The sequence below is a fragment of the Acinetobacter sp. 70_2 genome (assembly GCF_056736115.1).
This window is the reverse complement of the sequence record NZ_JBWZIP010000014.1, coordinates 18,942-42,600: the sequence shown is the minus strand read 5'-3', so window position 1 is coordinate 42,600 and position 23,659 is coordinate 18,942. Positions and strand designations below refer to the sequence as shown.

At 39.1% G+C, this 23,659-nt stretch carries 24 protein-coding genes and 1 pseudogene; 11 read left to right on the top strand and 14 right to left on the bottom strand.

Features of this window, described 5'->3' with window-relative positions:
* The 5 genes and pseudogenes from adeI to AC1PJ9_RS07955 form a co-directional block, all read right to left on the bottom strand.
* Window positions 1-1,251, bottom strand: coding sequence for a multidrug efflux RND transporter periplasmic adaptor subunit AdeI (gene adeI, locus AC1PJ9_RS07975; RefSeq protein WP_263614465.1), 1,251 nt, complete (start codon window positions 1,249-1,251; stop codon window positions 1-3).
* Between the two features lie 24 nt (window positions 1,252-1,275).
* Window positions 1,276-1,902, bottom strand: a complete 627-nt coding sequence (locus tag AC1PJ9_RS07970) for a phosphatase PAP2 family protein (protein WP_311086961.1) — start codon at window positions 1,900-1,902, stop codon at window positions 1,276-1,278.
* A gap of 183 nt (window positions 1,903-2,085) precedes the next feature.
* The gene (locus AC1PJ9_RS07965; RefSeq protein WP_311086968.1) at window positions 2,086-4,146 is read right to left on the bottom strand and encodes a site-specific recombinase; all 2,061 of its coding nucleotides are present in this window, start codon (window positions 4,144-4,146) and stop codon (window positions 2,086-2,088) included.
* A gap of 14 nt (window positions 4,147-4,160) precedes the next feature.
* On the bottom strand, window positions 4,161-5,138 hold the full coding sequence (gene sdsA, locus AC1PJ9_RS07960) for an All-trans-nonaprenyl-diphosphate synthase (RefSeq protein WP_079548933.1): 978 nt from the start codon (window positions 5,136-5,138) through the stop codon (window positions 4,161-4,163).
* Window positions 5,139-5,184: 46 nt separating this feature from the next.
* Window positions 5,185-5,484 (bottom strand): annotated as a pseudogene (locus AC1PJ9_RS07955) (hypothetical protein).
* Between the two features lie 96 nt (window positions 5,485-5,580).
* On the opposite strand from AC1PJ9_RS07955, the gene rplU reads away from it, so the two are divergent.
* From rplU to AC1PJ9_RS07920, 7 genes are all read left to right on the top strand, one after another.
* Window positions 5,581-5,892, top strand: a complete 312-nt coding sequence (gene rplU, locus AC1PJ9_RS07950; RefSeq protein ID WP_000271409.1) for a 50S ribosomal protein L21 — start codon at window positions 5,581-5,583, stop codon at window positions 5,890-5,892.
* Between the two features lie 18 nt (window positions 5,893-5,910).
* Window positions 5,911-6,168 (top strand): 50S ribosomal protein L27, encoded by a 258-nt coding sequence (gene rpmA / locus AC1PJ9_RS07945; protein WP_000201632.1) that lies wholly within the window; start codon window positions 5,911-5,913, stop codon window positions 6,166-6,168.
* Window positions 6,169-6,408: 240 nt separating this feature from the next.
* Window positions 6,409-7,104 (top strand): outer membrane lipoprotein periplasmic chaperone LolA, encoded by a 696-nt coding sequence (gene lolA / locus AC1PJ9_RS07940; RefSeq protein ID WP_311086962.1) that lies wholly within the window; start codon window positions 6,409-6,411, stop codon window positions 7,102-7,104.
* A gap of 133 nt (window positions 7,105-7,237) precedes the next feature.
* Entirely contained in the window at window positions 7,238-8,026 is a 789-nt protein-coding gene (locus tag AC1PJ9_RS07935; RefSeq protein WP_086496276.1) for an RsiV family protein, read from the top strand.
* Between the two features lie 118 nt (window positions 8,027-8,144).
* A complete protein-coding gene (serS, locus tag AC1PJ9_RS07930) occupies window positions 8,145-9,416 on the top strand; it encodes a serine--tRNA ligase (protein WP_004705874.1) in 1,272 nt (423 codons plus the stop codon).
* Between the two features lie 67 nt (window positions 9,417-9,483).
* A complete protein-coding gene (cysG, locus tag AC1PJ9_RS07925) occupies window positions 9,484-10,857 on the top strand; it encodes a siroheme synthase CysG (RefSeq protein ID WP_311086963.1) in 1,374 nt (457 codons plus the stop codon).
* A gap of 74 nt (window positions 10,858-10,931) precedes the next feature.
* A complete protein-coding gene (locus AC1PJ9_RS07920) occupies window positions 10,932-11,405 on the top strand; it encodes a tRNA (cytidine(34)-2'-O)-methyltransferase (RefSeq protein ID WP_002051239.1) in 474 nt (157 codons plus the stop codon).
* A 58-nt stretch (window positions 11,406-11,463) separates the two neighbouring features.
* Here the strand turns inward: AC1PJ9_RS07920 and AC1PJ9_RS07915 are convergent, their stop codons facing one another.
* Window positions 11,464-11,844, bottom strand: coding sequence for a winged helix-turn-helix transcriptional regulator (locus AC1PJ9_RS07915; RefSeq protein ID WP_032010152.1), 381 nt, complete (start codon window positions 11,842-11,844; stop codon window positions 11,464-11,466).
* 115 nt (window positions 11,845-11,959) lie between these two features.
* Between AC1PJ9_RS07915 and AC1PJ9_RS07910 the strand changes: the two genes are divergently transcribed.
* Window positions 11,960-12,520: a flavodoxin family protein gene (locus tag AC1PJ9_RS07910; protein ID WP_002051305.1), complete on the top strand. Its 561-nt coding sequence runs from the start codon at window positions 11,960-11,962 to the stop codon at window positions 12,518-12,520.
* 38 nt (window positions 12,521-12,558) lie between these two features.
* On the opposite strand, the gene AC1PJ9_RS07905 is transcribed toward AC1PJ9_RS07910, so the two are convergent.
* The 6 genes from AC1PJ9_RS07905 to rpoD all read right to left on the bottom strand — a co-directional run bounded on the left by AC1PJ9_RS07905 (window position 12,559) and on the right by rpoD (window position 19,117).
* Complete coding sequence (locus tag AC1PJ9_RS07905; RefSeq protein WP_080961315.1) at window positions 12,559-13,944, bottom strand: APC family permease; 1,386 nt, start codon at window positions 13,942-13,944, stop codon at window positions 12,559-12,561.
* A 264-nt stretch (window positions 13,945-14,208) separates the two neighbouring features.
* Window positions 14,209-15,393, bottom strand: a complete 1,185-nt coding sequence (locus tag AC1PJ9_RS07900) for an iron-containing alcohol dehydrogenase (protein ID WP_004705881.1) — start codon at window positions 15,391-15,393, stop codon at window positions 14,209-14,211.
* Between the two features lies 1 nt (window position 15,394).
* The gene (locus AC1PJ9_RS07895) at window positions 15,395-15,928 is read right to left on the bottom strand and encodes a hypothetical protein (RefSeq protein WP_002051257.1); all 534 of its coding nucleotides are present in this window, start codon (window positions 15,926-15,928) and stop codon (window positions 15,395-15,397) included.
* Window positions 15,929-16,008: 80 nt separating this feature from the next.
* Window positions 16,009-16,662: a lipoyl(octanoyl) transferase LipB gene (gene lipB, locus AC1PJ9_RS07890; protein WP_107972837.1), complete on the bottom strand. Its 654-nt coding sequence runs from the start codon at window positions 16,660-16,662 to the stop codon at window positions 16,009-16,011.
* Between the two features lie 183 nt (window positions 16,663-16,845).
* Window positions 16,846-17,133 (bottom strand): YbeD family protein, encoded by a 288-nt coding sequence (locus tag AC1PJ9_RS07885; protein ID WP_200001848.1) that lies wholly within the window; start codon window positions 17,131-17,133, stop codon window positions 16,846-16,848.
* A 97-nt stretch (window positions 17,134-17,230) separates the two neighbouring features.
* A complete protein-coding gene (gene rpoD, locus AC1PJ9_RS07880; protein ID WP_311086964.1) occupies window positions 17,231-19,117 on the bottom strand; it encodes an RNA polymerase sigma factor RpoD in 1,887 nt (628 codons plus the stop codon).
* Window positions 19,118-19,475: 358 nt separating this feature from the next.
* Here rpoD and AC1PJ9_RS07875 point away from each other — a divergent pair, with 358 nt between their 5' ends.
* Together AC1PJ9_RS07875 and AC1PJ9_RS07870 are read left to right on the top strand one after the other, a co-directional pair.
* Window positions 19,476-19,682, top strand: a complete 207-nt coding sequence (locus AC1PJ9_RS07875; protein WP_000099358.1) for a PA3496 family putative envelope integrity protein — start codon at window positions 19,476-19,478, stop codon at window positions 19,680-19,682.
* Between the two features lie 73 nt (window positions 19,683-19,755).
* Window positions 19,756-20,280 (top strand): YecA/YgfB family protein, encoded by a 525-nt coding sequence (locus AC1PJ9_RS07870; RefSeq protein ID WP_001274941.1) that lies wholly within the window; start codon window positions 19,756-19,758, stop codon window positions 20,278-20,280.
* Between the two features lie 121 nt (window positions 20,281-20,401).
* On the opposite strand, the gene trhO is transcribed toward AC1PJ9_RS07870, so the two are convergent.
* Window positions 20,402-21,334 (bottom strand): oxygen-dependent tRNA uridine(34) hydroxylase TrhO, encoded by a 933-nt coding sequence (trhO, locus tag AC1PJ9_RS07865; RefSeq protein WP_311070066.1) that lies wholly within the window; start codon window positions 21,332-21,334, stop codon window positions 20,402-20,404.
* A 111-nt stretch (window positions 21,335-21,445) separates the two neighbouring features.
* Here trhO and AC1PJ9_RS07860 point away from each other — a divergent pair, with 111 nt between their 5' ends.
* Window positions 21,446-21,931 carry a DUF1289 domain-containing protein gene (locus AC1PJ9_RS07860; RefSeq protein ID WP_311086965.1) on the top strand — a complete coding sequence of 162 codons (486 nt, stop codon included), beginning with the start codon at window positions 21,446-21,448 and terminating at the stop codon, window positions 21,929-21,931.
* Window positions 21,932-22,001: 70 nt separating this feature from the next.
* Here AC1PJ9_RS07860 and gltA read toward each other — a convergent pair whose 3' ends face one another.
* The gene (gltA, locus tag AC1PJ9_RS07855; RefSeq protein ID WP_001287579.1) at window positions 22,002-23,276 is read right to left on the bottom strand and encodes a citrate synthase; all 1,275 of its coding nucleotides are present in this window, start codon (window positions 23,274-23,276) and stop codon (window positions 22,002-22,004) included.
* Between the last annotated feature and the right edge of the window lie 383 nt (window positions 23,277-23,659).

Here is a 23,659-nt window from a genome sequence, read left to right as displayed (position 1 = left end):
TTATGCATTTGAAGCTGCTTTCTGTTCTGCTTGAGGTTTACCTGATTGAGCCGGTTTCGCAGCATTTGGCGCTGCACCTTGAGGATTTGCTGGTTGAGCTTGATAAGGTTTTGCTGTTACTTGTTGCCCTTCTTTAACTTTGGCAACGCCATCAACAATGACTTTATCGCCAGCTTTTAAGCCGTTAGTCACAATCCAGTTTTGTCCTTGAACCCCTGAGGTTTCAATTGGACGACTCTCAACAGCCCCTTTGGCATTAACAAGCATTGCTACAGCTTGACCTGTAGGTAAACGTGTAACGGCAGCTTGTGGAATCAGATAAGCATTTGGAACAACACCCTGAACAATTTGTGCAGTGGTATACATACCCGGAAGCAATAAATGATTCGGGTTAGAGAATACGGCACGTAACGTAATTGTTCCTGTATCTTGGTTTACAGAAGCGTCAGAGAAAGCAAGTTGCCCTTCGATTGGATAGGTAGAACCATCTTCAAGCTTTAATTTTACTTTCGTATTGTTACTGTTGTTTAAACTGCCTTTACTTAATTGCTGACGTAAACGTAACAACTCGGCGCTAGACTGATTAATATCAACATAGATTGGATCTAACTGTTGAATCGTTACTAACGGGTCAGTCTGGTTTGCAGTAACTAAAGCACCAGCCGTTACTGAAGAACGCCCAGATTGTCCAGAAATAGGAGAGCGAATTGTAGAATAACCAAGATCTACATTTGCATTTGTTACTTGAGCCTTAGCAGCAGCAACTTGTGCTTCTGAGACATTGACTTGACCAAGTAAGTCATCATATTCCTGTTTAGACACAGCATTACTAGAAACAAGTTGTTTATAACGATTTAACTTGGTACGTAGTGAAGCTAGATTTGCCTGTTGTTGTAGGAGTGATGCTTTTGCATTTTCTAACGTTGCGCGGTTCGTTCTAGAGTCGAGCTCATAGAGCGCTTGACCTTCACGAACATAGCTTCCTTCAGCAAATAAGCGTTTTAAAATCACGCCACTTGTTTGAGGACGAACTTCAGAAATTTGATATGCTGAAGTACGGCCTGAAAGCTCAACGCTTTGTTCAACACTTTGTGGTTGAGCAACAATAACACCTACTTCTGCAGGCGGCATTTTCTGAGCAGCAGCAGCTTGCTGTTTCTCATCGGAGCCTTTGCTACAACCAACAAGCGCGATACTTGTTGCTAATGCGCAAGCAGTAAGGGCTGGTGCCCAAAGCTTAGCCGACATCATTGTTCCACCTCGTTTAGATAAAATCTAAAAATATATTTGTTTTCTACTTAACCTACTTTGTGTTTGTAATAACCAGAGCCAAAGCAGTGCAATCCAAATAAAACCAATACCCCAACCAGCGAGTACGTCTGTTGGGAAATGAACTCCTGCATATATTCTTGAAAGCCCCATACACACAAACCAAAGACAGGAGATCAAAACAATATAAGGAGAGTTAATGTTGTGCTTACGGCATAACATAATCATTGCCAGACAAGCCAGTGTTGATGCATAAACACTATGTGCACTTGGGAATGATGCACCGTAACTTTCAACGATATGATATGCCTCAGGAGGTCTAGGCCGGTTAACACACCACTTGAGCAGCCAACCAATGGTGATACTGCCAATAACTCCCAAGCTAATGAAAATAACAGTAATATATTTTTTATACCATGCTAAATATACACATACTAGAAAGGATAAAAAACATACAAAAGGCATGCCGCCTACGCGTGCAAGAAAGGCAGTTATAGTATTAAGATAATCTAAACGATGGTGACTCAATGTTTGAACGGTGAGCAAGTCCAAAGATTGAAGACTTGGTACAACCAGACCAAGAACACCTAATCCTAAAAAAACGAAACCAATACAAAGCAATAGATAGGGCATATACACACCTTTGCTTATTCATGTAGTTTTTTACTACTGAATGCCGTTGAAAGTGTACTTGCCAGTACACTTTTTTTCAAGCCTGATAGATCATCGTAAATTCATTTTGAAATTTTTTTAACATTTGGAAAAACAATCACAACAAAATTGACGGAATTCACAATTTGTGTACAAAGCAAAACGCTAGTGTTCTGTTTTTTTCCCGCCACTTGTTTGGGTATTTTCTTCTAATTCTAAAGGCTGTTTTGGGGGCCAGAAGAAGTCACTTGGTCGGGTAAGAAAATGGGTCATCACCAGTTTGGCTAAAGGTTTCCATTGTTCAAAGCGAACACGACGTGCACGTAGAGCCACAATAATCGTTAAGGTGAAACTTACGAATAGGTTCGTAAGGCCAATACAGAGCACACCTAAAAATGAAACAATAATCAAGCCAATATCTGGACTACCGTTAATAGTCATTAAACCTTGAATAAAGTTCGCTGATGCAAAGGCAATATGACGAATATCTAAAGGTAAACCTAGAATAAAGCCGATTGTTCCCATACTTCCTAGCATGACACCGAACAGGAAGTTACCAGCAAGCGCACCTAAATTACGTTCAATATATTCAGCAAAACGGTTTAGGCGTTCTTGCCCAAATAAACTGCGTAAACGTCGGTGTGCTTTTAAACGAGGTCCTACTTTTCTATAAACAGCCATGTTGTCGAAGTAGCCTGCAATAAGACCCGACAAGAACAAACATACGCCTGCAATTGCTGCATGTGGAACGGCTAAAGATGTAAATGGATTTAAGCTGTGTAAAAGAGAAGTGGCTTTGGTATGGGTTAATAAAGGTTCATCTAGATAAAACTGCCAAGCAAAGGTAATAAGTGCGGCAGTAGGGATTGCAATCGAGATATTACCCAAAATAGCAATAAACTGAGTTCGAATAATATTGATAATGAGTGCTGCTAACTCTGCAATTTGTGCAGTTTTAGAGCCTTTACGTTGCTGAACAGTGGCTGCAAGGGCAGCGGCTGTCATTGCTGGTTGTTTTGTCGCAACAGTAAAGTGCAATACGTGAATCAGAATAAAGCCGAGTGAATAGTTCATGCTGAACGTAAAGGCTTGCATAAGCGGGGCCATCGTCATACGTGCAGCAAGAATTTTTAAGGATGCCATACAGGCAATAATCACGCCTGCACCAGCAGCGGCTTTATACATGCCCCAAAAGCCTTTGGTATCTGTACTCACATAGTGCTCACCAGTACGGCTTGCATTTTCCGTGACCTGAAAGGCGATGAGTTCACTGGTCGTACTTAATAACGAGCGAACACTTTTTTCGCTGTAATGTGCTTTAGTTAAGTCCGAAATTAAATTCCCTAAAGAAATATAGCGTCCTTCACTGTCGTCTACGACCAAGTAGAGTAATAATTCAATTCGATCTAAACATTGCTCAAGCAAAGACAGTAAATAAGTCAAACTTAAACTAACACCGATTCTTTTGGTGGCCCGACGTATTTTTAAAACCACGTCACGGCATTGCTCCAACATTACAAATGCTTGAGATGCATCTGGAGGGGGAACAACTGCAATGTCATTGCTAGAAATATCTTGTTTTTTATACTTTTCAATAAACTCAATAATTTCACGATTTTGTACTAAAAACGGTGATTCATATTCAGTTAACTCAGGCTGAGCATTAATAAACTCAGGATAAAGCCCAATACCACTAATACGATAAGATAAGACAGTAATCGCCTTGATCATTTCTCGCTGAATGGCATGTTTTTCATCGACATTACTGTTACTTTGCCCAATTAGACCAAATAAGGTTGCCCAATCCTTATCATCAACATTGTTTAACCAGACTGAATCACTTTCTAAATAGAAAATTTTTCCAATCAAAATTTTGAGCTGGTTGGCATCTTCAATGAGTGGCAGAAAATGGCCACCGAGTCTTTGTCCAAGTTGGTTCCAGAAACCATCTAAAGACAAAATGCCGCTATCTGCATATAAGCTCACTTGCTTATATTGATTAATTAAACGTAATAAAAAGGTTTGTAAAAGGGCTGGAGCGGTAGGAGTAAGTAATAAACTGTCAATAAATGCTTGTATTTTTTGCTCTATCTCATCCGTATCGTGAGGATCGGATGGCCGTAAAGCATTGACTAGGTCAATGAGAATATTTTCGTCGATAACAGCTTGAGGATTTTCAAGCTGTTTCTGGATTTTTAAAAAATGATCTGAAAAATTTATATGCATAGGCAAAATAATATCTACTGTATTCGATGTAATGCAAGCCGAGTCAGGTTAATTAATGCCTGACGATAAGGTGTATCAGGCAAGATTGATAAGGCTTGCAGTGCTGCTTCTGTTTCTTCTTGGGCACGGCGCTGGCAATAATCTAAAGCACCAGACTTTTGTACAATTTCAATAACTTTGGATAATTGGTCAACCCCACCAGTCGCAATGCTACGACGAATAATGGCGTGTTCTTCACCAGTTGAATGTGCTAATGCTGAAATTAACGGTAAAGTCGGTTTACCTTCCATCAAATCATCACCAATATTTTTACCTAATGTTTCAGCATCTGAAGTGTAGTCTAAAATATCGTCAATAATTTGGAATGCATTTCCAAAATGACCTGCAAATAATCTTAAAGGTTCACGGTAGGCTTCTTGCCCAGCCAAAATGGCAGCACCTTCAGTTGCAAGTTCAAATAAACGAGAAGTTTTCCCGTGAATAATTTTTAAATATGTTTCTTCGGTTGTATCCGGTTGATGCTGAGATTGAAGTTGTAGTACTTCTCCTTCAGCGATTTCACATGTACCTGTTGAGAAATCTTTTAATAAGGTCATGTTGTTTAAATCAACCAATAGATCAAAAGCGCGAGCAATAAGGAAGTCACCTACTAACACAGCAGTTTGGTTGTTCCAAGTTGCGTTGGCAGTAGGGCGGCCACGGCGAAGCCCAGATTCATCGACCACATCATCATGCACTAAAGTTGCGGTATGAAGCATTTCAATAATGGCAGCCAGACGCTGTGCATTTTGCATGTTGTCTAGACCACAAGCTCGTGCTGCAAGTAAACACATGATCGGGCGCATACGTTTGCCGCCAGCTTCAACAACATGTTTACTGACCGACATGACCAAGCCGACTTTTGAGCTAATTCCTTCATTAATCAAGTGATCCATCGCAGCAAAGTCTGTAGCAACAGGAGCGAGAATGTCTTGCTTAAAATCGATGACCATATGAAGAAAAACCCCGTATTGGTGATAAGTGGCGTTAGTGTATCAATTAAAAGTGCATTAAACAGGGAAACAAGCAATTGATATTAATCATTTGTAGGTTCATGAAGAGTTCTTTGTTCTTTATTTCGGCAAAACGATGTGTTTCCGACAAAACAATAAATTTTAATAACGTCAACATGAATACAGCTTGTTCTTGTTGCAAGTTGTGTTTGGAACTGTATTTTAAATTCCATTCAGAATCAATGAAAAGTACTAAATTCGAATTGAAGCTGTTTTTATTATGTAAGAATAATGGTCTCTATTGCTTAGATAAAGATAAAGCACTTGTCGTTTGATCAAATTTCACTTAAAATCTGTCGCCTTGTATAACCCCAGTGGCGTTCGTTTTAAGATCGATATATCCCTTTATCGACACGACGACACGGGCTGATTGGAGTACATTATGTACGCAGTAATCCAAAGCGGTGGTAAACAGCACCGTGTAGTTGAGGGTGAAACCCTTAAAGTTGAATTATTGAAGGCTGAATCTGGCGCAACTATTACATTTGATGATGTATTAATGGTTGTAAACGGTGACAACATTCAAATCGGTGCTCCAGTTGTAGCTGGCGCTAAAGTAACTGCAGAAGTGATTGGTCATGGTCGTCACGACAAAATTCGCATTATCAAAATGCGTCGTCGTAAACACTACCGTAAGCAACAAGGTCACCGTCAATGGTTCACTGAGTTGAAAATTACTGGTATTTCAGGCTAATCACGAGGAGTAAGAGACATGGCAACTAAAAAAGCCGGTGGATCGACGAAGAACGGTCGTGATTCAAACCCAAAAATGTTAGGTGTTAAAGTTTACGGTGGTCAAACTGTAACTGCTGGTAACATCATCGTTCGTCAACGTGGTACTGAATTCCACGCTGGTGCAAATGTTGGTATGGGCCGTGACCATACTTTATTTGCTACTGCTGACGGCGTAGTAAAATTCGAAGTGAAAGGTCAATTTGGCCGTCGCTACGTAAAAGTTGAAACTGTTTAAGTTTTAGCTTAAGAAAAAGCCCACATTTTGTGGGCTTTTTTTATGGAATTTCATTAATTTTATCTTCATCATGATGAATGAAATTCTACAAACAATATGAATAACATAACAAAATATCTTATTTTCTCAATGATTAGCACAGAGTTTGTCGGTTAATATGAGTCTTGAATGAAGAGCTTGTTTGGCTTAGTGAAATTAAAAGCGAACAAGTTATCTTACAGCAACTAAAAAGGTGATGACATGAATATGCTTCGTAAAACCATGTGTGCTATTACACTCAGCGCGTCAGTGCTTGCTCCTGTAATGAGTACTACAGCGTTTGCTGCACCCGTAGCAGCACCGGAGCAACAGGCGATTGGGAACCTGGTAAATCAGTTATCAGGATTACAGCGTTTAACTGCCGATTTTGAACAAACAACCAAAGCAAATACAAAAGCTGTAGCACAGAAAAAAGGTCTAGGTGCTCAGCATATGAACCAGACATTTAAAGGCTCAATGAAAGTTGAACGTCCGGGGAAATTTTATTGGGAAACTGTGAGTCCGTCTAAACAAACTATTGTGACGAGTGGTAAAACGGTCTGGATTTATGACCCTGATTTACAACAAGCTGTACGACAAAGCTTAGATTCGCAAGTAGCAGATACTCCAGCTTTATTGCTCTCTGGTAATACTAATCAAATCATGAAGTCTTACCGAGTGACTCAGCCAGATAAATCTAAATTATATTTCACGTTGTTCCCGAAAAAAGAAGATGGTGCCTTCCAAAGCTTAACGATTAGTTTTGGTGCTAACAAAGCACCGACATTAATGGTGTTACAAGATTCTTTGGGTCAAACCACTTACGTGAAATTTAATAATGTAAAAGTGAATGCTTCAATTCCAGCTTCAACTTTTAATTTTACGCCACCTAAAGGCACAGATATTATTGACCAATAATTATTGAGCCTCTTTAAGAAAGCCACCTGAAAAGCGTGGCTTTCTTTTTATATATCAATCACAGATACATTTTTTAACCCCGTCTTATTCTTACGCTTTGTATAGTGATAAAAGAGAATACACGGGGATTAACATGCGACTTTACGATAAGAAAATTATTTTCATTCTTCCTATGGTAGCTGCCATGGTGGCAGTAAGTGGCTGTCAGCCAAAATCTGCAGCTAAAGATGAGCAACCCGCATCTAGTGCTTCAGTAAAAGAGCAAAAACAAGCAGAAGTTCCTGTTATTCAGGCAAAAGTAATTCCGGTAAAATTACCAAAGTCTAAAGTTTGCCTTGAAGATGGCTGTACTGAATATGACTTTCAGACAGTACAAACTAATCAAAAGTGGATTAATGATTATTTTACAAACCGTATAAAAAAAGCAGACCCGAATGCTTTTGCAAACTTGGCTGATAAACCTGTTGAAGTACCAGAGGGGGAGCCTCGTTCAAGCCAAAGTGCAATTTATGTCCGTTATTTGGGACAAAATTATAATCTAGCAACCTTTGCCTTACAGACATACTCATACTCTGCAGGTGCAGCACATGGCATGTCACATCAAGAATTTGTAAATTTCGATTTATTAAATAAAAAGCACATTACTGTTGCTGAACTGATTAAGCCAGATGTAGAAAAACAACTTGTTGATGCACTTTTTGATGCGAATACCAACTGGCTTCAAGACCACAATATTACCCGTGAAAAACTGCAGTTAAGTGATAATTACTACTATGGTGCCAATGGGATTGTTTTTGTTTATCCAGTTTATGAATTGGCTTCTTATGCAGAAGGGATGACTGAATTAACACTGCCGTATTTTGAGGCAGCTAAGTTCATTAAACCTGAGTACTTACCAAGTGTGCCAAACTACAACATGTAAAATATGTGGTCTCTTCTTAGAATTGTGTGAAAGCTATTCGATATGAAGATGATCACTATATTTTTTAGTGCTAAGGGCTTACACTATAGCCAGTTTTTTACCCATATTATGATTAATTATGATCGACCCTAAGTTACTCAGAAATAATATTGAAGTCGTTAATGCAGCTTTGGCAAAACGTGGTGTTCAGCTAGATGTCCAAGAATGGGCATCTTTAGAAACTCGCCGTAAAGACTTGCAATCAAAAACTGAAAAGTTACAGGCAGAGCGAAATGCCGGTGCTAAACAAGTGGGTCAGATTAAAAAATCCGGTGGCGATGCTTCTGAAATCATGGCACGTATGCAGGCCATTGGTGATGAGATTAAAGCTGCTGAAGTTGCTTTATCAGAACTACAAAACGAGATTGAACAAAAAGCACTAAGCATTCCTAACTTACCAGATGAGTCTGTTCCAGTTGGTAAAGATGAAAGTGATAACGTTGAAATCTCAAAATGGGGTACACCTCGTCAGTTCGATTTTGAAATCAAAGATCATACTGATTTAGGCGAATGGATGGGCGGCCTAGAGTTTGAAACTGCGACTAAACTTACCGGTTCACGTTTCAGCGTGTTGAAGGGGCCTTTAGCGCGTCTACAGCGTGCTTTAACTCAGTTCATGCTTGATACCCATACTTTAAAGAATGGCTATACTGAAGCTTACGTGCCTTATTTGGTTAATGCTGACTCACTTCGTGGGACAGGACAATTACCAAAATTTGAAGAAGATTTATTTAAACTTCAAGGCGAAAAAGAATACTACCTTATTCCTACAGCTGAAGTTCCTGTCACAAACTTTGTTCGTGACGAAATCATTGATGCAGACCGTTTACCATTAAAATATGCAGCGCATACACCATGTTTCCGTAGTGAAGCTGGTTCTTATGGACGTGATACACGTGGCTTAATCCGTCAGCACCAATTTGATAAAGTTGAAATGGTGCAAATCGTTAAACCTGAAACATCTATGCAGGCACTTGAAGAACTCACTGCACATGCTGAGGGCATTTTGCAGGCACTTGGTTTGCCATACCGCAAAATTTTGCTCTGTGGTGGTGATATGGGCTTTGGTGCGATGAAAACTTACGATTTAGAAGTATGGGTTCCAAGCCAAAATACATATCGTGAGATTTCAAGCTGCTCTAATATGGGTGATTTCCAAGCACGTCGTATGAAAGCGCGCTTCCGTATGGATCAGAAGAAGACTGAATTAGTGCATACGCTAAACGGTTCAGGTCTTGCAGTAGGACGTACTTTGCTTGCGGTAATGGAAAATTACCAACGTGAAGACGGCTCAATCGAGATTCCAGAAGTATTACGCCCATATATGGGTGGTGTAACGTTTATTGACTAAACTTTGCATCTAAATTGTGCACGTTTTTTGCTTAAACATAATCAGATGATTGATGTAGAGGTTTAAGGTGGATATTTTTCCAATCTCTTTGAAGTTGCAGCAGCAACGTTGTCTGATTGTGGGCGGAGGGCATATTGCTTTACGCAAGGCAACCTTATTAGCTAAGGCGGGAGCAATAATTGATATTGTTGCTCCTGAAATTGAAGAACAACTTCTGCAATTAGTAACAACAACAAATGGTCAGCATTTTGTTGAAGTTTTCTCTGAGAAGTTTTTAAGTGCACCATATCGACTCGTCATTGCCGCGACCAATGATCCGCAAGTCAATAAAACAGTTTTCGAGCAATGCGAAGTACGTAATTTACTCGTAAACAGTGTTGACGATATTCCGCATTGCCGCTTTATGGTTCCTGCGATTATTGACCGTTCACCTTTAGTGATTTCGGTTGCTTCAAATGGGACATCTCCTGTTTTATCTCGACAAATCCGTACACAGTTAGAGACATCCATTCCGCATGGAATGGGAAAGTTAGCTGAGTTTTCAGGAAAATGGCGAAATCAGGTTAAAGAAAAAATTTCTAATCCCGATGAACGCCGTATTTTTTGGGAAAACTTGTATGCAAGTCCTTTAAAAGAGCAGGTTTTTAACGATAATCTAGATGTTGCAAATAGCATGCTTGAACAAGCATTGCAGGAGTGGAAAGCACCTAAAGGTGAAGTTTATTTAGTGGGCGCAGGTCCTGGTGATCCTGAACTGCTTACCTTAAAAGCTTTACGTTTAATGCAGCAAGCTGATGTAGTCATTTATGATCGTTTGGTATCTCAACCTATTTTAGAGTTATGCCGTCGAGACGCGACAAAAATATATGTCGGAAAAGCTCGCTCAAATCATTCGGTTCCCCAAGATGGGATCAATGCTTTACTCGTTGAATATGCTCAACAAGGAAAGCGTGTTTGTCGTTTAAAAGGCGGTGATCCGTTTATTTTTGGGCGTGGTGGTGAAGAGATCCAAGAATTATTCCAAGCTGGTGTGCCATTTCAGGTGGTTCCGGGTATTACAGCAGCATCTGGCTGTTCAGCTTATGCGGGTATTCCGCTCACTCATCGTGATTATGCGCAGAGTGTACGTTTTCTAACTGGCCATTTAAAAGAAGGCTCTCCTGAGCTTCCTTGGAATGAGTTGGTATATGAGAACCAGACTTTAGTTCTTTATATGGGCTTAGTGGGCTTGGAACGTATTTGTGAGCAATTAATCGCTCACGGACAGCGTCCAGATATGCCAGTTGCATTAATTTCAAAGGGTACAACCCCTGAACAAAAGGTTGTGGTGGGGTCACTTGCTGATATCGCATCTAAAGTGACAGAACATCAAATTCATGCGCCGACTCTCACGATTATTGGTGAGGTCGTACGTCTGCGTGAACAGTTACAGTGGAACTAGTGGGCTAATAATTATCTTCGATCAAGTTAATGATTGCCTGAGCTAACCAACAAGTAATTTAAGTGAGTAATTAAGTGATTCATGTTGTTCTATACGAGCCTGAGATTCCTGCAAACACAGGAAATATTATTCGACTATGTGCGAATACAGGGGCTCAATTGCATTTGGTTAAGCCTTTAGGTTTTGAGCTTGATGATAAAAAGCTTAAACGTGCAGGGCTTGATTATCATGAATGGGCAAGAATGCAGATTTGGGACAATATTGAAGCATGCCTCGCAGACTTAAAGTCAAAAGGTGTTGAGCATGTCTTTCCTCTAACGACGAAGGGTTCTGCAACTCCGCATACAGTTGATTTGAATCGACCTGTGGCTTTACTGATGGGACCAGAAACACGTGGCTTGCCTGAACATGTGCGTTTGATGTTCCCTCAAGAGCAGTGGATTCGCTTACCAATGGCTGAAAATTCTAGAAGTTTAAACTTATCTAATGCAACGGCAGTGATTGTTTATGAAGCATGGCGTCAGCAAGGCTTTAAAAATTTAGGTTAGTTTTATAAATACAAAAAATAAGGCCCTTGGTGGCCTTATTTTTTGATCTAATTTTAATTTAAGCTTGTTCTAGTACTTTTTCATCATAGATGATTTGTGCTGCTAAAACCTGCTCAATGTTTGTTTCAGCCCATTCTTTTAATTGGAAGGCCATTGAAGCGACATTTTGGCCTAATGGTGTAAGTGAATAGTCAACACGAATAGGTGAAGTGTCTTGAATTTTACGTTCGATAAAGCCATCTCTTTCTAGCATTTTTAACTTTTGTGACAAGACCTTAGGGGAAATACCTTGAATATTCTTTTTGAGCAAGTTGAAGTGCTGCGTTTCTTCTTCAAGAATATTTAAGATGAGTAAAACCCACTTATCTGCAATTTTTTCAAAAAATAAACGAGCAGGGCAATGTTGTTGAAAAATATTATATTTTAGGCATTCATTCATACCATTTACCTACTTATTTAAAAAAAAAATATACTAGTTACCAAATGGTAACTAATTGACACCTAGTTTCTAAAATATATCATAAAATGGAATTTAATAAAACACAGGTTCTTCCATGTCTAATTCTAATATTGCGGTTGTATATTTCTCTGGTTATGGCCACACGAAAGTAGTTGCTGAAACTTTTGCTAATGAAATTAATGCTCAACTTATCCAGATTGATCAGGAAGGTAATATTACTGAGCAAGATTGGGAAACATTAAACAATGCAAAAGGTATTGTTTTCGGTGCTCCAACTTATATGGGTACAGCACCATGGCAGTTTAAAAAATTTGCTGATGCAACTTCAAAAGTTTGGTTTACACGTGGTTGGGAAGATAAAGTATTTGCAGGCTTTACCAACAGTGCAAGTCTAAATGGCGATAAGCAAGTTACGCTTATTCAATTACAAACTTTAGCATCACAACACGGTGGTATTTGGGTGAGCTTGGGTCTATTACCAGCAAATACTAAAAATGCAAAACGTGAAGATGTAAATAACTTGGGTGGTTCAGTAGGTCTACTTGTTCAGTCGCCATCAGACGCAAGTGTAGATGAGATTCCAACAGGGGACTTGGAAACAGCAAAACTTTATGCTAAACGCGTACAAGGTATTGTAAATAAAATATTTGGATAATAATTCCATAAAAAAAGGCGCTTTAAGCGCCTTTTTTATTATTCATGCTCGTTGTGTTGAGGAGCATTGTATTTAAAGCCTTTGGTCTTGTAAGCAAGATAACCTACACCAACCACTGCCCAAGCTAAGCCAATTTGTAAAGCAAGCTTGTCAATTTCCAACCACATTAGGAACACACTGGCAAAGCCAAGCGTTGGTACAATAATGTAATTAATAATATCTTTAATAGATTTGTTTTTACCATCTCTAAGCGCATAACGTGAAATGACAGAGAAGTTCACAAAACTAAAAGCAGTTAAGGCCCCGAAACTAATTAAGTTAACAATATGTTCAAGATCTAAAAAGCCTGCAGACAACGCAACTACACCAACAATAAGAATGTTGTAAGTTGGGGTATGTAGTCTTGGGCTGATATGACCAAACAACTTTTTATTGATAACGCCATCACGTCCCATTACATACATTAAGCGAGATACGCCAGCGTGTGCCGAAATACCAGATGCCATTACTGCAACCACAGCAAAGTATAAAACTAATGTTTTAAAGGCAATGCTACCAATTGCTGCAACCATCACAGGTTGTGATTCATCTAACGGTTTAAAGTAAGTCGTTGGGTTGCTTGGGAAATACAACTGGATAAAGTAAGTACTTATGATGAAAATGACACCAGCAAGCAATGCTGTTGAAAAAATCGCTTTTGGAAGTGTTCTTTCAGCATCTTTTGTTTCTTCGGCAAGTGAAGATAAAGCATCAAAACCTGTAAAAGAGAAACAAAGTACCGTTGCACCACCAATCAAAGCACTAATAGAAGTCATATCATTCCAAAAAGGAGTGAGTGACCATAATTCAGCTTTATCCGGATTTAGCGTACCATCGGCATATACACCTTGGGTCAGCAAGGTATATACTTGATAAACAAAGTAAAAGATTACACCAAGTTGAATAACTACAATTGTGCTGTTAAAGCGAGCAACAAAACGTGCGCCGAATAAGTTAATAACAGTCATTAATGCAGTTAGGCCAATTACCCATAACCAATTATTTACTTCTGGAAACAATGCTCTTAAATAAATATCGGCCAAAATGATATTGACGAGTGGTGAAAGTAAATAGTCTAGCCAAGATGACCAACCCACCATAAAACCAACATTAGGGTGAATTGACTTTTGGGCATAGGTATATGCTGATCCTGAAGAAGGATAGCGTTTGATCATGTGTCCATAACTGATTGACGTCAATAAAATCGCAACTAACGCAAAAATATAAGAAGTAGGTACATGACCACCACTTCGTTCTGATACTAAACCAAAAGTATCAAATAAAGTTAATGGTTGAATATAAGCTAAACCAATAATAATGATGTGCCATAGCACAAGATTCTTTTGGAGCTTAGCTGTTGGTTTAGTCCCAGATAAGTTTGTCAACGGCGTTATCCTCATAATCGTTGATCAAGGATCAGCTTGGTGTTAAGGATCGTTTGAGACGAACGATCCCCCCTACATAAAAGATAAAGTGCGCCAATCTATCCTAAATTGATGCAAATTGTCAGTACTTTCGTGGAATTTTTAGCAAATTTTTTGCCATATTTCCAAAGAAAATGATGAATAAAAATTCATAGATATAAAAAAGGTCTGATTTATCATAAAAATCAGACCCTTAGATTTTTCTTTAGATAGCTAAAACTTAAGTTACCAAGCTTTTTGTAAGATCTCGCGTATGTCTTTTAAGCTTGCTTCCTTAGGATTATAAATAATAGAGCCATCATTTAGTGCTTTTTCAGCAACTTCATCAAGCTGGGCTTCAGTAACCTTACCAGTTTCACGCAAGGTACGTGGTAACTTGGTTAGGCTAAACAAGCGATCACGCATTGCTAAAATAGTCGTAATTGCTCTATCTGCACGTTGGGTTGCTGGAGTTTGGGCATAAATATCTGCACCAGCTAAAGGTAATAGTAACTCACCAATTTTTTGACCATTGACTTGTTTGTTGTATTCAAGCACATAAGGTAAGAATAGGTTCATACATAAACCATGGGGTAGGTGAGCGACCGCACCTAATGCATGTCCTAAAGAGTGTACAAGACCTACCATCGAATTAGAAAATGCGATACCTGCCATTGTGGAAGCTTGTGCAAGCTCTAAACGACCTTGTGAATCATTTGGATTTTCTAAAACGTTAAATAGATTTTCACTAATCTTTTTAATACCAGCACTTGCATAAGCATCGCTGAGTGGATTGGCTGCCATACAGGTATAAGCTTCCACACAGTGTGTTAACGCATCCATACCAGTCATTGCGGTTAAGTGAGGCGGCAATGTTAATGTCATGCGTGGATCCAAGATCGCAGCATGTGGCATTAAATAGTATGAAGCAAAGGCCAATTTAACATTCTTTTGTGTGTCGGAAACCACAGCAACCATAGTCACTTCCGAACCTGTACCTGATGTGGTCGGAATCACAAAAAATGGCTTTAACGGTTTTGGTAGGTTATGAGCGCCAGAATATTGAAGAAGGTCATTTCCACCTTCAGAAACTAAAATATTGGTTGCTTTGGAGGTGTCAATAACAGAGCCACCACCAACAGCAATAATCGCATCACATTTATTTGTGCGATAAGCTTCAGCAGCAAGACGAACCACTTCAAGACTTGAGTCTGGTGGAACATCATCAAAAACATGACCAATCACAGCATCAGTCGTGCTAAATGCAGCTTCAATAGGGTTGAGTAAGCCATTTGCGCGAACGCCTTTATCTGTAATGATAAGCGGACGCTTTGCACCTAAAGTCGCAAGTTCAAACGGAATATGTTCTAAAGCAGCATTACCGGCAATGACTTTTACAGGACAAAAGAATTCGTAATATGGTTTAGCCATGTTATGCGCTCCGCTTGAAGTAAGACTTAGCTACTTTTAAATAAATATTTGCAGCTTCGTTGAATTTTTCTTTTAGGGTGAGTTCGGTTGGGTATTCTTTAACTGCGAGTGAAGCTACCAATTTCGGTAAAATGAGAGATTCCATTTTGTTTAGGCAGCGTACTAAACGAATTGCTGCGGATACGTCACCATCGGCAATCATTCGATCATTTGCAAATGCTTGAGCAGTGCTTTCCTGAAATGAGAAAACCAGAAATGCATGGGTTACATGCTTAAATGTAATGGTTAAATCAGGCTTTTTTTCTGCTCTTTTCAGCAGTTCTAATTGTTTGTTCTCTGTCACTCGGGCAAAAAATGCTGGTCCATTTGGGAAGACATTCATTGAAAGTACAAAGTGAACAGGAAATTTAGATACTTCCTCTTGTATTTCACTATCTACCTGACTCGCCATGACTAAGCCACGACCAACAACATCCATCATGAGCTTAACGTAGGCAAGTTGCAGAGTGGGCTTTACAGCTTTTGTCGAAATCACTTGCTATCCCTTCTTAAAATTATGCAAAAGCAAATTTAGAGTAATTACTCTAATCTATTTTTATTCCATCTCAAAATCATTTATTCAATTTTGACTTCAGGGTCATTAAAGTACCCAGAGGCCTTAATATACTCAATAAAGTCCTGACAAAGTTGTTCAAATGATGGATATGGAGTCACCAAATCTTGTATGCGGACCATTTCTAAACCTGCATAACCACATGGGTTAATGGTTTGAAAACCTGTTAATGCACAGTCTAAGTTTAGGGCTAAACCGTGATAACTACGTCCACGACGAATTTTGAAACCTAGGGAACCAATCTTTCTATCATTTACATATACGCCTGGAGCATCTGGTTTTGCATATGCTTCAATATTATATTTCTTTAAAACATCAATCATAAATTGTTCAGCAAAACTAACCAATGTGCGCACATTCCACTTTAGCCGGTTAAGATCAAACATAAAGTAAGCCACCAGTTGACCAGGGCCATGCCATGTCACTTGCCCACCACGATCAGTTTGAACTACAGGAATATTAGATGGAATTAGAATATGCTCTGGTTTTCCAGCTTGACCTTGAGTTAATACTTCATGATGCTGAAGCAACCACAGCTCATCTGCTGTGTTTTCATCACGTTGATTGGTCAAGTTCTTCATCAATTCGAATTTGCTTTGATAATCTTGTAAATCGTTCCACTGACGAATAATCAAAGTGGGTTTATCAAGGCTCATTAAACATTTTCCTGTGCGATGTACTAAACAGAAGGGCAGTCTCTCAACTTTGAGTTATGAGAGTATGCTCTTGATGAGTTTAAAGTATTTTGCTTAAACGGTTCTAAATATTTGTAATTATTTATAATAAGCTTGATAGAAATAAAAATGCCATGACACGAAATTTGTCATGGCATCTTAAAATTAAAGTGCAGTTCTGATCTGCGGGCATGCAGCCAAGTCTGCATACAAAGCATGAACTTGTTCCAATTCATCAAAACGTAATTGCGCGGTTAATGAATGGTATTTGCCTGTACGAGATTCTTGTACTTTTAACGTTGAGTGGTCAAAGTCAGGAAAATGTTTCACTAGAATATCAACTACAGCTATACGTAATTCTTCACCCGCATCGCCAATGAGTTTAATTGGATAGTCCATTGGAAATACCCAAAGGTCTTCACGGAGTTCGCGAGATGGAGTGCGGTCTAACATAAGTAACCTCATCATGTGAAACGCCTGCATCATCGCAGGCGTTTGTAGCTCTTTCTATTAAATGGGGACTAGTACCGAAATTTCAAGATTTCAGAACTTAGTCATTCTCTAAGAAAGAACGCAAGTGTTCAGAACGAGAAGGGTGACGTAATTTACGTAATGCTTTCGCCTCGATTTGACGAATACGTTCACGCGTTACATCAAACTGTTTACCAACTTCTTCTAAAGTATGGTCGGTTGGCATATCAATACCAAAACGCATTTTCAATACTTTAGCTTCACGCTCAGTTAAGTTTTCTAGAACTTCACGAGTGGCTTCTTTTAAGCCTTCTGAAGTCGCAGCATCAATTGGAGAAGTGATGTTCTGGTCTTCAATAAAGTCCCCAAGATGCGAATCTTCATCATCACCGATTGGAGTTTCCATTGAAATTGGTTCTTTAGCAATTTTAAGAACTTTACGAACTTTAACTTCATCCATTTCCAAACGTTCACCTAACTCTTCTGGAGTAGGTTCACGACCCATTTCCTGCAATAACTGACGAGAAACACGGTTAATCTTGTTAATCGTTTCAATCATATGTACAGGAATACGAATTGTACGTGCTTGGTCTGCGATAGAACGGGTAATTGCCTGACGAATCCACCAAGTTGCATAAGTCGAGAATTTATAACCGCGACGGTATTCAAACTTGTCTACAGCTTTCATCAAGCCAATGTTCCCTTCTTGAATCAAGTCAAGGAACTGTAAACCACGGTTGGTGTATTTCTTCGCAATCGAAATTACCAAACGCAGGTTAGCTTCTACCATTTCTTTTTTAGCACGACGAGCTTTGGCTTCACCAATCGCCATACGTTTAGAAATATCTTTAATTTCAGCAACGCTTAAATTAAGTTCTTTCTCAATATCTGCAATCTTTTGCTGGAATGCTAGAACATCTGGACGAACTTTTTCTAAATGCGCCTTAATTTCAGCAGGAGCTTTAGCAATTTGTTCATCTAACCAAGCTGGATTAGATTCTTGTTTTGGGAAAGATGTACGGAATTGAGTACGATCCATACGACCACGACGTACTGCATAACGCATAATTTCACGTTCATTCGCACGAATTTGTTCGTGAGTTCCACGAATCATTTCTGAAATGATGTCAAATAAACGTGGAGTAAATTTAAACATCATGAATACAGTTGCCAAAGACTCAAGTGCTTCATTTGCTTCACGGCTATTACGGCCATGTTTTTCAATAATAGCTTTTGTTTGAGTCCATGCTGCTTCTAATTCAGTAAAACGAACTTTTGCAACTTCTGGGTCAGGACCTGAATCACCTTCAGAGTCATCATCACCTTCAGATTCTTCTTCCTCATCGTCATCATCAAGCTTAACTTCTTTTGTTGATTTTGAAGATGATTCGTCTTCTTCCTCAAGCTCCTCAACGTCTTCCAAAACTTCAGGAATATCTTCATCAGTTTCAGGATCGAGGTAACCAGATAAAATATCTGCAAGACGACGTTCGCCAGTTAAAAAATCATTATATTCTTTTAATACAACTTCAACAGCATTTGGCCAGTAAGCGATTGAGTTCAGGACATCACGAATCCCTTCTTCAATACGTTTGGCAATGCTGATTTCACCTTCACGGGTTAATAGTTCTACTGTACCCATTTCACGCATGTACATACGTACAGGGTCTGTCGTACGTCCAGGCTCATTTTCAACAGATGCAAGTACGGCAGCAGCCTCTTCTTCAGCAACTTCGTCAGTTGCATCAGCTGATTCGCCGAACATGGTATCGTCAGATTCAGGTGCACGCTCGTGTACAGGAATACCAACGTCTTGAAGCATCTGGATGATGTCTTCAATCTGTTCGCTTTCAGTAATCGAGTCCGGCAGATGATCGTTAACCTCAGCGTAAGTTAAGTAACCTTGTTCTTTGCCTCGGCTAATCAGAGCCGCTACTTGAGAAGTAGGGGAATGCATATCGCTCATCTTTGCTTACTCTTTGTTGAATCTGTGGCAGTGAAAAACCGTGCATGATAGCACAATTTGCTTGAAATGTTTCGGCTTTGATCGGTGACCGTTAAATAAAAAATATCTTTGAATTCACGACTATTTTTTGAATATTGGGCTAAAATCATTTTTTTCAAGTTTAAATCATAGAAAAATTTGTAGAAATCTTCGATTATCAAAAGACTGTGCTGTTTTATAAATACACAATTTTTTGGGCGAAAAAAAGTACAAATGAGCAATTAAATGAAAAAAATATAAATAAAACTTGACAAGGAAAAGTAAGACAGATAAATAGCGGCTAGACCCATTCACATTTTTTCATTATGAGGTAGTTTTAGTGTCTTCTACAGATTTTGAACTAGATGATAACTACGGCGATGATGATGATGTCGGTTTTGATGAGTCATCAGGCAAAATCAGTGCAAAAGAATCGTTGGAAAAACGTAGATTAATTGATGATCTATTGGCACAGCGCCGTTTAGAGCGTGAGTTGAAAGATTTCGATTATGATTTAGACGACGATGATCTTGATGATGAAGACTGATCAAAACTAAATAGGGCATCGTCGGCTTAAGTGCTATGCTATCGTCAATTTCTTTTTAAAGTCAGGTAACACAATGAGTGCATTAGATTTAGACCAGTTAAGTGAATATCTAGATGGAGACCACAATGAGTATGGTCTAGACTTTGCTGCAACTCATGGTTTTTTGTGTGCAATTGCAGTAGGTCCTCAGTTTGACCGCTGGTTAGATGAATTGTTCGAAGGTAACCAGAAAAAGGTTCCGGCAGAAATTATTCAACAAATCAAGGTTTGGCTAGAGTCGATTCGTCAAGATTTAGCAAATGAAAATGGGATTGAATTTCCATTTGAAGTTGAAGAAGCTGATGTTGAATCAAGCCTAGGCGATTGGAGTGTAGGGTTTGTTGACGCAATGTTCTTAAACGAAGAGGCGTGGTTTGCTCCAGAGTATGAAGAACAATTGGTTGATTTAACTTTACCGATCATGGTTTTTAGTGGAATTGATGAAGAAGATCCACAGATGGAATCTTTCCGTCGCAATGGACAGTTAATGGATGAACTGGCAGAAGAAATTCCAGATAATTTGAATGAATTATATTTGATGTACCATACTCCAAATTAATTTATTAGAAGAAATAATAAATAACGTCCTTTCTAGGGCGTTTTTTATTGTCAGTGTCTATTTAGAAGAAATAAAAAAGGCATTTAGAAAACTAAATGCCTTTTGAAAATACTTTTCAGTTTTATAGGCGTTTACGCTTAGCTGCAGCAATTTGTGATTGACGCATACGGAAACCAGCTTTTTGTTTCTCAGTTGTTTTGTCGATACAGTACACGCAAGAAACACCATGTTCATAGCTTGGTAGAGCAGACTCTTCAGGAGTTAAAGGCCAGCCACAAGCATGACATTTAATGTTTGCACCTTCTTCGACACCATGAGTTACAGCAGTACGTCCATCAAATACGAAACATTCACCTTCCCAAAGACTTTCATCTGCTGGAGTTTCTTCTAAGTATTTAAGAATACCGCCTTTGAGGTGGTAAACCTCTTGAAAGCCTTCCTGAAGAAGTAAAGAAGTCGATTTTTCACAGCGAATACCGCCTGTACAGAACATCGCGATTTTCTTGTCTTTATGCTGTTCTAACTCTTTTTTAACGTACTCAGGAAACTCGCGGAATGTTTCAGTTTTAGGATCGATCGCGCCTTTGAAAGTACCAGCTTTATATTCATAGTCGTTACGCGTGTCGATTAGGATTACATCATCACGTGCAAGAAGCTCATTCCATTCTTTAGGATCAAGATAGTGGCCTACTAAATCACGAGGTTTTACTTCTACGCCTAAAGTTACAATTTCTTTTTTAAGTTTAATTTTCATTTTACGGAAAGGTTTGTCAGAGCTATGGGACTCTTTATATTCCATAGCGTTAAAACCTTCGTTTAACAAAAATTGATGAATTTTATCAATTGCCTCACGGTCGCCAGCAACGGTACCATTAATTCCTTCACCTGCTACAATCAGAGTTCCGCAAAGGTTAATTGTTTTCACTAAGTCTAAAAGACGTTGTTGAAGATCAGCAGGATCTTGAACTTCTTTAAATTGATATAGTGCTGCAACAACCCAACCCGCGGTCGCTTGCTGTTCTACAGGTGCAAGCTGTTCTACAGTAGCGTTCATGGAAAACTCCAAATGTATTAAGATAGAAATTTAAGGCGCGTATTTTAGCGCGAAAATTTGTAATAAGCGAGAAAACCATAAAAAGTATATGGTTTATTTAAGGAGTCTGTTTTGAGTAATGATCATCGAACGCTCTCTCTCACCCCATGTGCAGGGCGTTGTTCAACAGTTTTTGGTGATCAGGTATGTCGTGGTTGTCGCCGTTTCAACCATGAAGTGATTCAATGGAATACTTATACAGCAGAGCAGCGTTTAGCTGTCTGGAAGCGCTTAGATGATCAATTAGACCAGATTTTGGTACCTATGTTGCCACAGGCGAATTTGCAGCATGTGGAAGGCTTTATCTTAAGCAAGCGTGTTCGTTTAATGGAAGGGGCGAGTAAAGGTCGTAAACTTTACCATGCCTTAAAAATATGTGAAAAAAATAAACATCTTGCATCTGAAAGTGGTTTAGGGGTTTCAGAAGCACAAGTTAAAGAGATATGGGCTGAATTTGAAAGACGTGTCTTGGCTTTGGCTAAAGCAAGTTATGAGTTGGCTTGGTTAAGAGCGGATGGTATTAGTCATCACTTGTTAAATATGTTTGAAGAAGAGTAACTTTTAAAAAACTTATTTATAAAAAAAGCTGCCATAAGGCAGCTTTTTTACATTAATGTTCTTTCGAATATTAACGCTTGATGTCACGTTGAACTTCACCAGTGTAAAGTTGACGTGGACGACCAATTTTGTAAGGACCGCTGTGCATTTCTAACCAGTGGCTGATCCAGCCAACTGTACGTGCAAGAGCGAAGATTACAGTAAACATTTCTGTTGGAATACCAATCGCTTTAAGGATGATACCAGAGTAGAAGTCTACGTTAGGGTAAAGTTTACGTTCAACAAAGTACGGGTCGTTCAACGCAATACGTTCAAGTTCCATAGCAAGCGCTAATTGAGGATCATTGATACCTAAAGCTTCAAGAACTTCGTCACAAGTTTGTTTCATAACTTTAGCGCGTGGGTCGAAGTTTTTGTAAACGCGGTGACCGAAGCCCATAAGCTTAACTTCTTTGCGTTTAACTTTTTCCATGAACTCAGCAACATTTTCAACGCTACCGATTTCATCAAGCATTTTAAGAACTGCTTCATTCGCGCCGCCGTGTGCAGGTCCCCAAAGTGCAGAGATACCAGCAGAGATACATGCATATGGATTCGCACCAGTAGAACCAGCAAGACGAACTGTAGAAGTAGACGCGTTTTGTTCGTGGTCAGCGTGAAGCGTAAAGATACGATCCATTGCACGAGCAAGAACAGGGTTTACTTTGTAGTCACGATCTGCAGGAGTCGCAAACATCATGTGTAAGAAGTTTTCCGCGTAATTTAAGTCATTACGTGGATAGATGAATGGCTGACCTACAGTATATTTGTAGCTCCAAGCAGCAAGCGTTGGAATTTTAGCAATCAAACGAATCGCAGTAATTTCGCGGTGATTGATGTCTTCAATGTCAAGGTTGTTGTGATAGAACGCAGATAATGCGCCAACTACACCAACCATGATTGCCATAGGGTGAGCATCACGACGGAAACCATTGAAGAAACGGCTAACTTGATCGTGAACCATAGTATGAGCACGAACTTTCGCATCGAACTCAACTTTTTGTTCAGCAGTTGGTAACTCGCCATTTAATAATAAATAACAAGTTTCAAGGTAGTCTGCTTGAGTCGCTAACTGGTCAATCGGGTAACCGCGGTGTAATAAAATACCTTTGTCACCATCGATAAATGTGATTTTAGACTCGCATGAAGCTGTCGCCATAAAACCAGGATCAAAAGTAAAGTGACCTGAGGCCAATACATCTTTAACGTCGATTACATCGGGACCTAATGTGCCACTGTAAATTGGTAATTCAATTTCTTTGCCATCAAGATGTAATACGGCTTTTTTGCCAGTTGCTTCAGACATTCAATAGATCTCCTGTCCTGGTGAATGATTATCTGACTCGAAATCCTAATTTTCTCATGTGCGAATCAGACGGTGTCAAAATTTGCTATAAGATTAGTGAGTACTGAAATTTTGTCAATTATACTTATGGATAAAAAATGACGTTCCCACAGAGAGTTAGTCATCAAGACCCGAGCAAAAAAAGTCAGTAAAATCACTGCATCGGGATGGTATCATAAGTCAATTCAAGAAGAACGTGCAGAAAAAAAATGAAGCGTGAGTACAATTGTAAGCAAATTTTTAAATAAAAATTAAGAATTCATAGTGGTCATAAAATGCCAATCGGCTTAAAAAAATCATAAAACTCAGTCTGTAATTTTAAATTGCGATTCAAAAATTGCTTC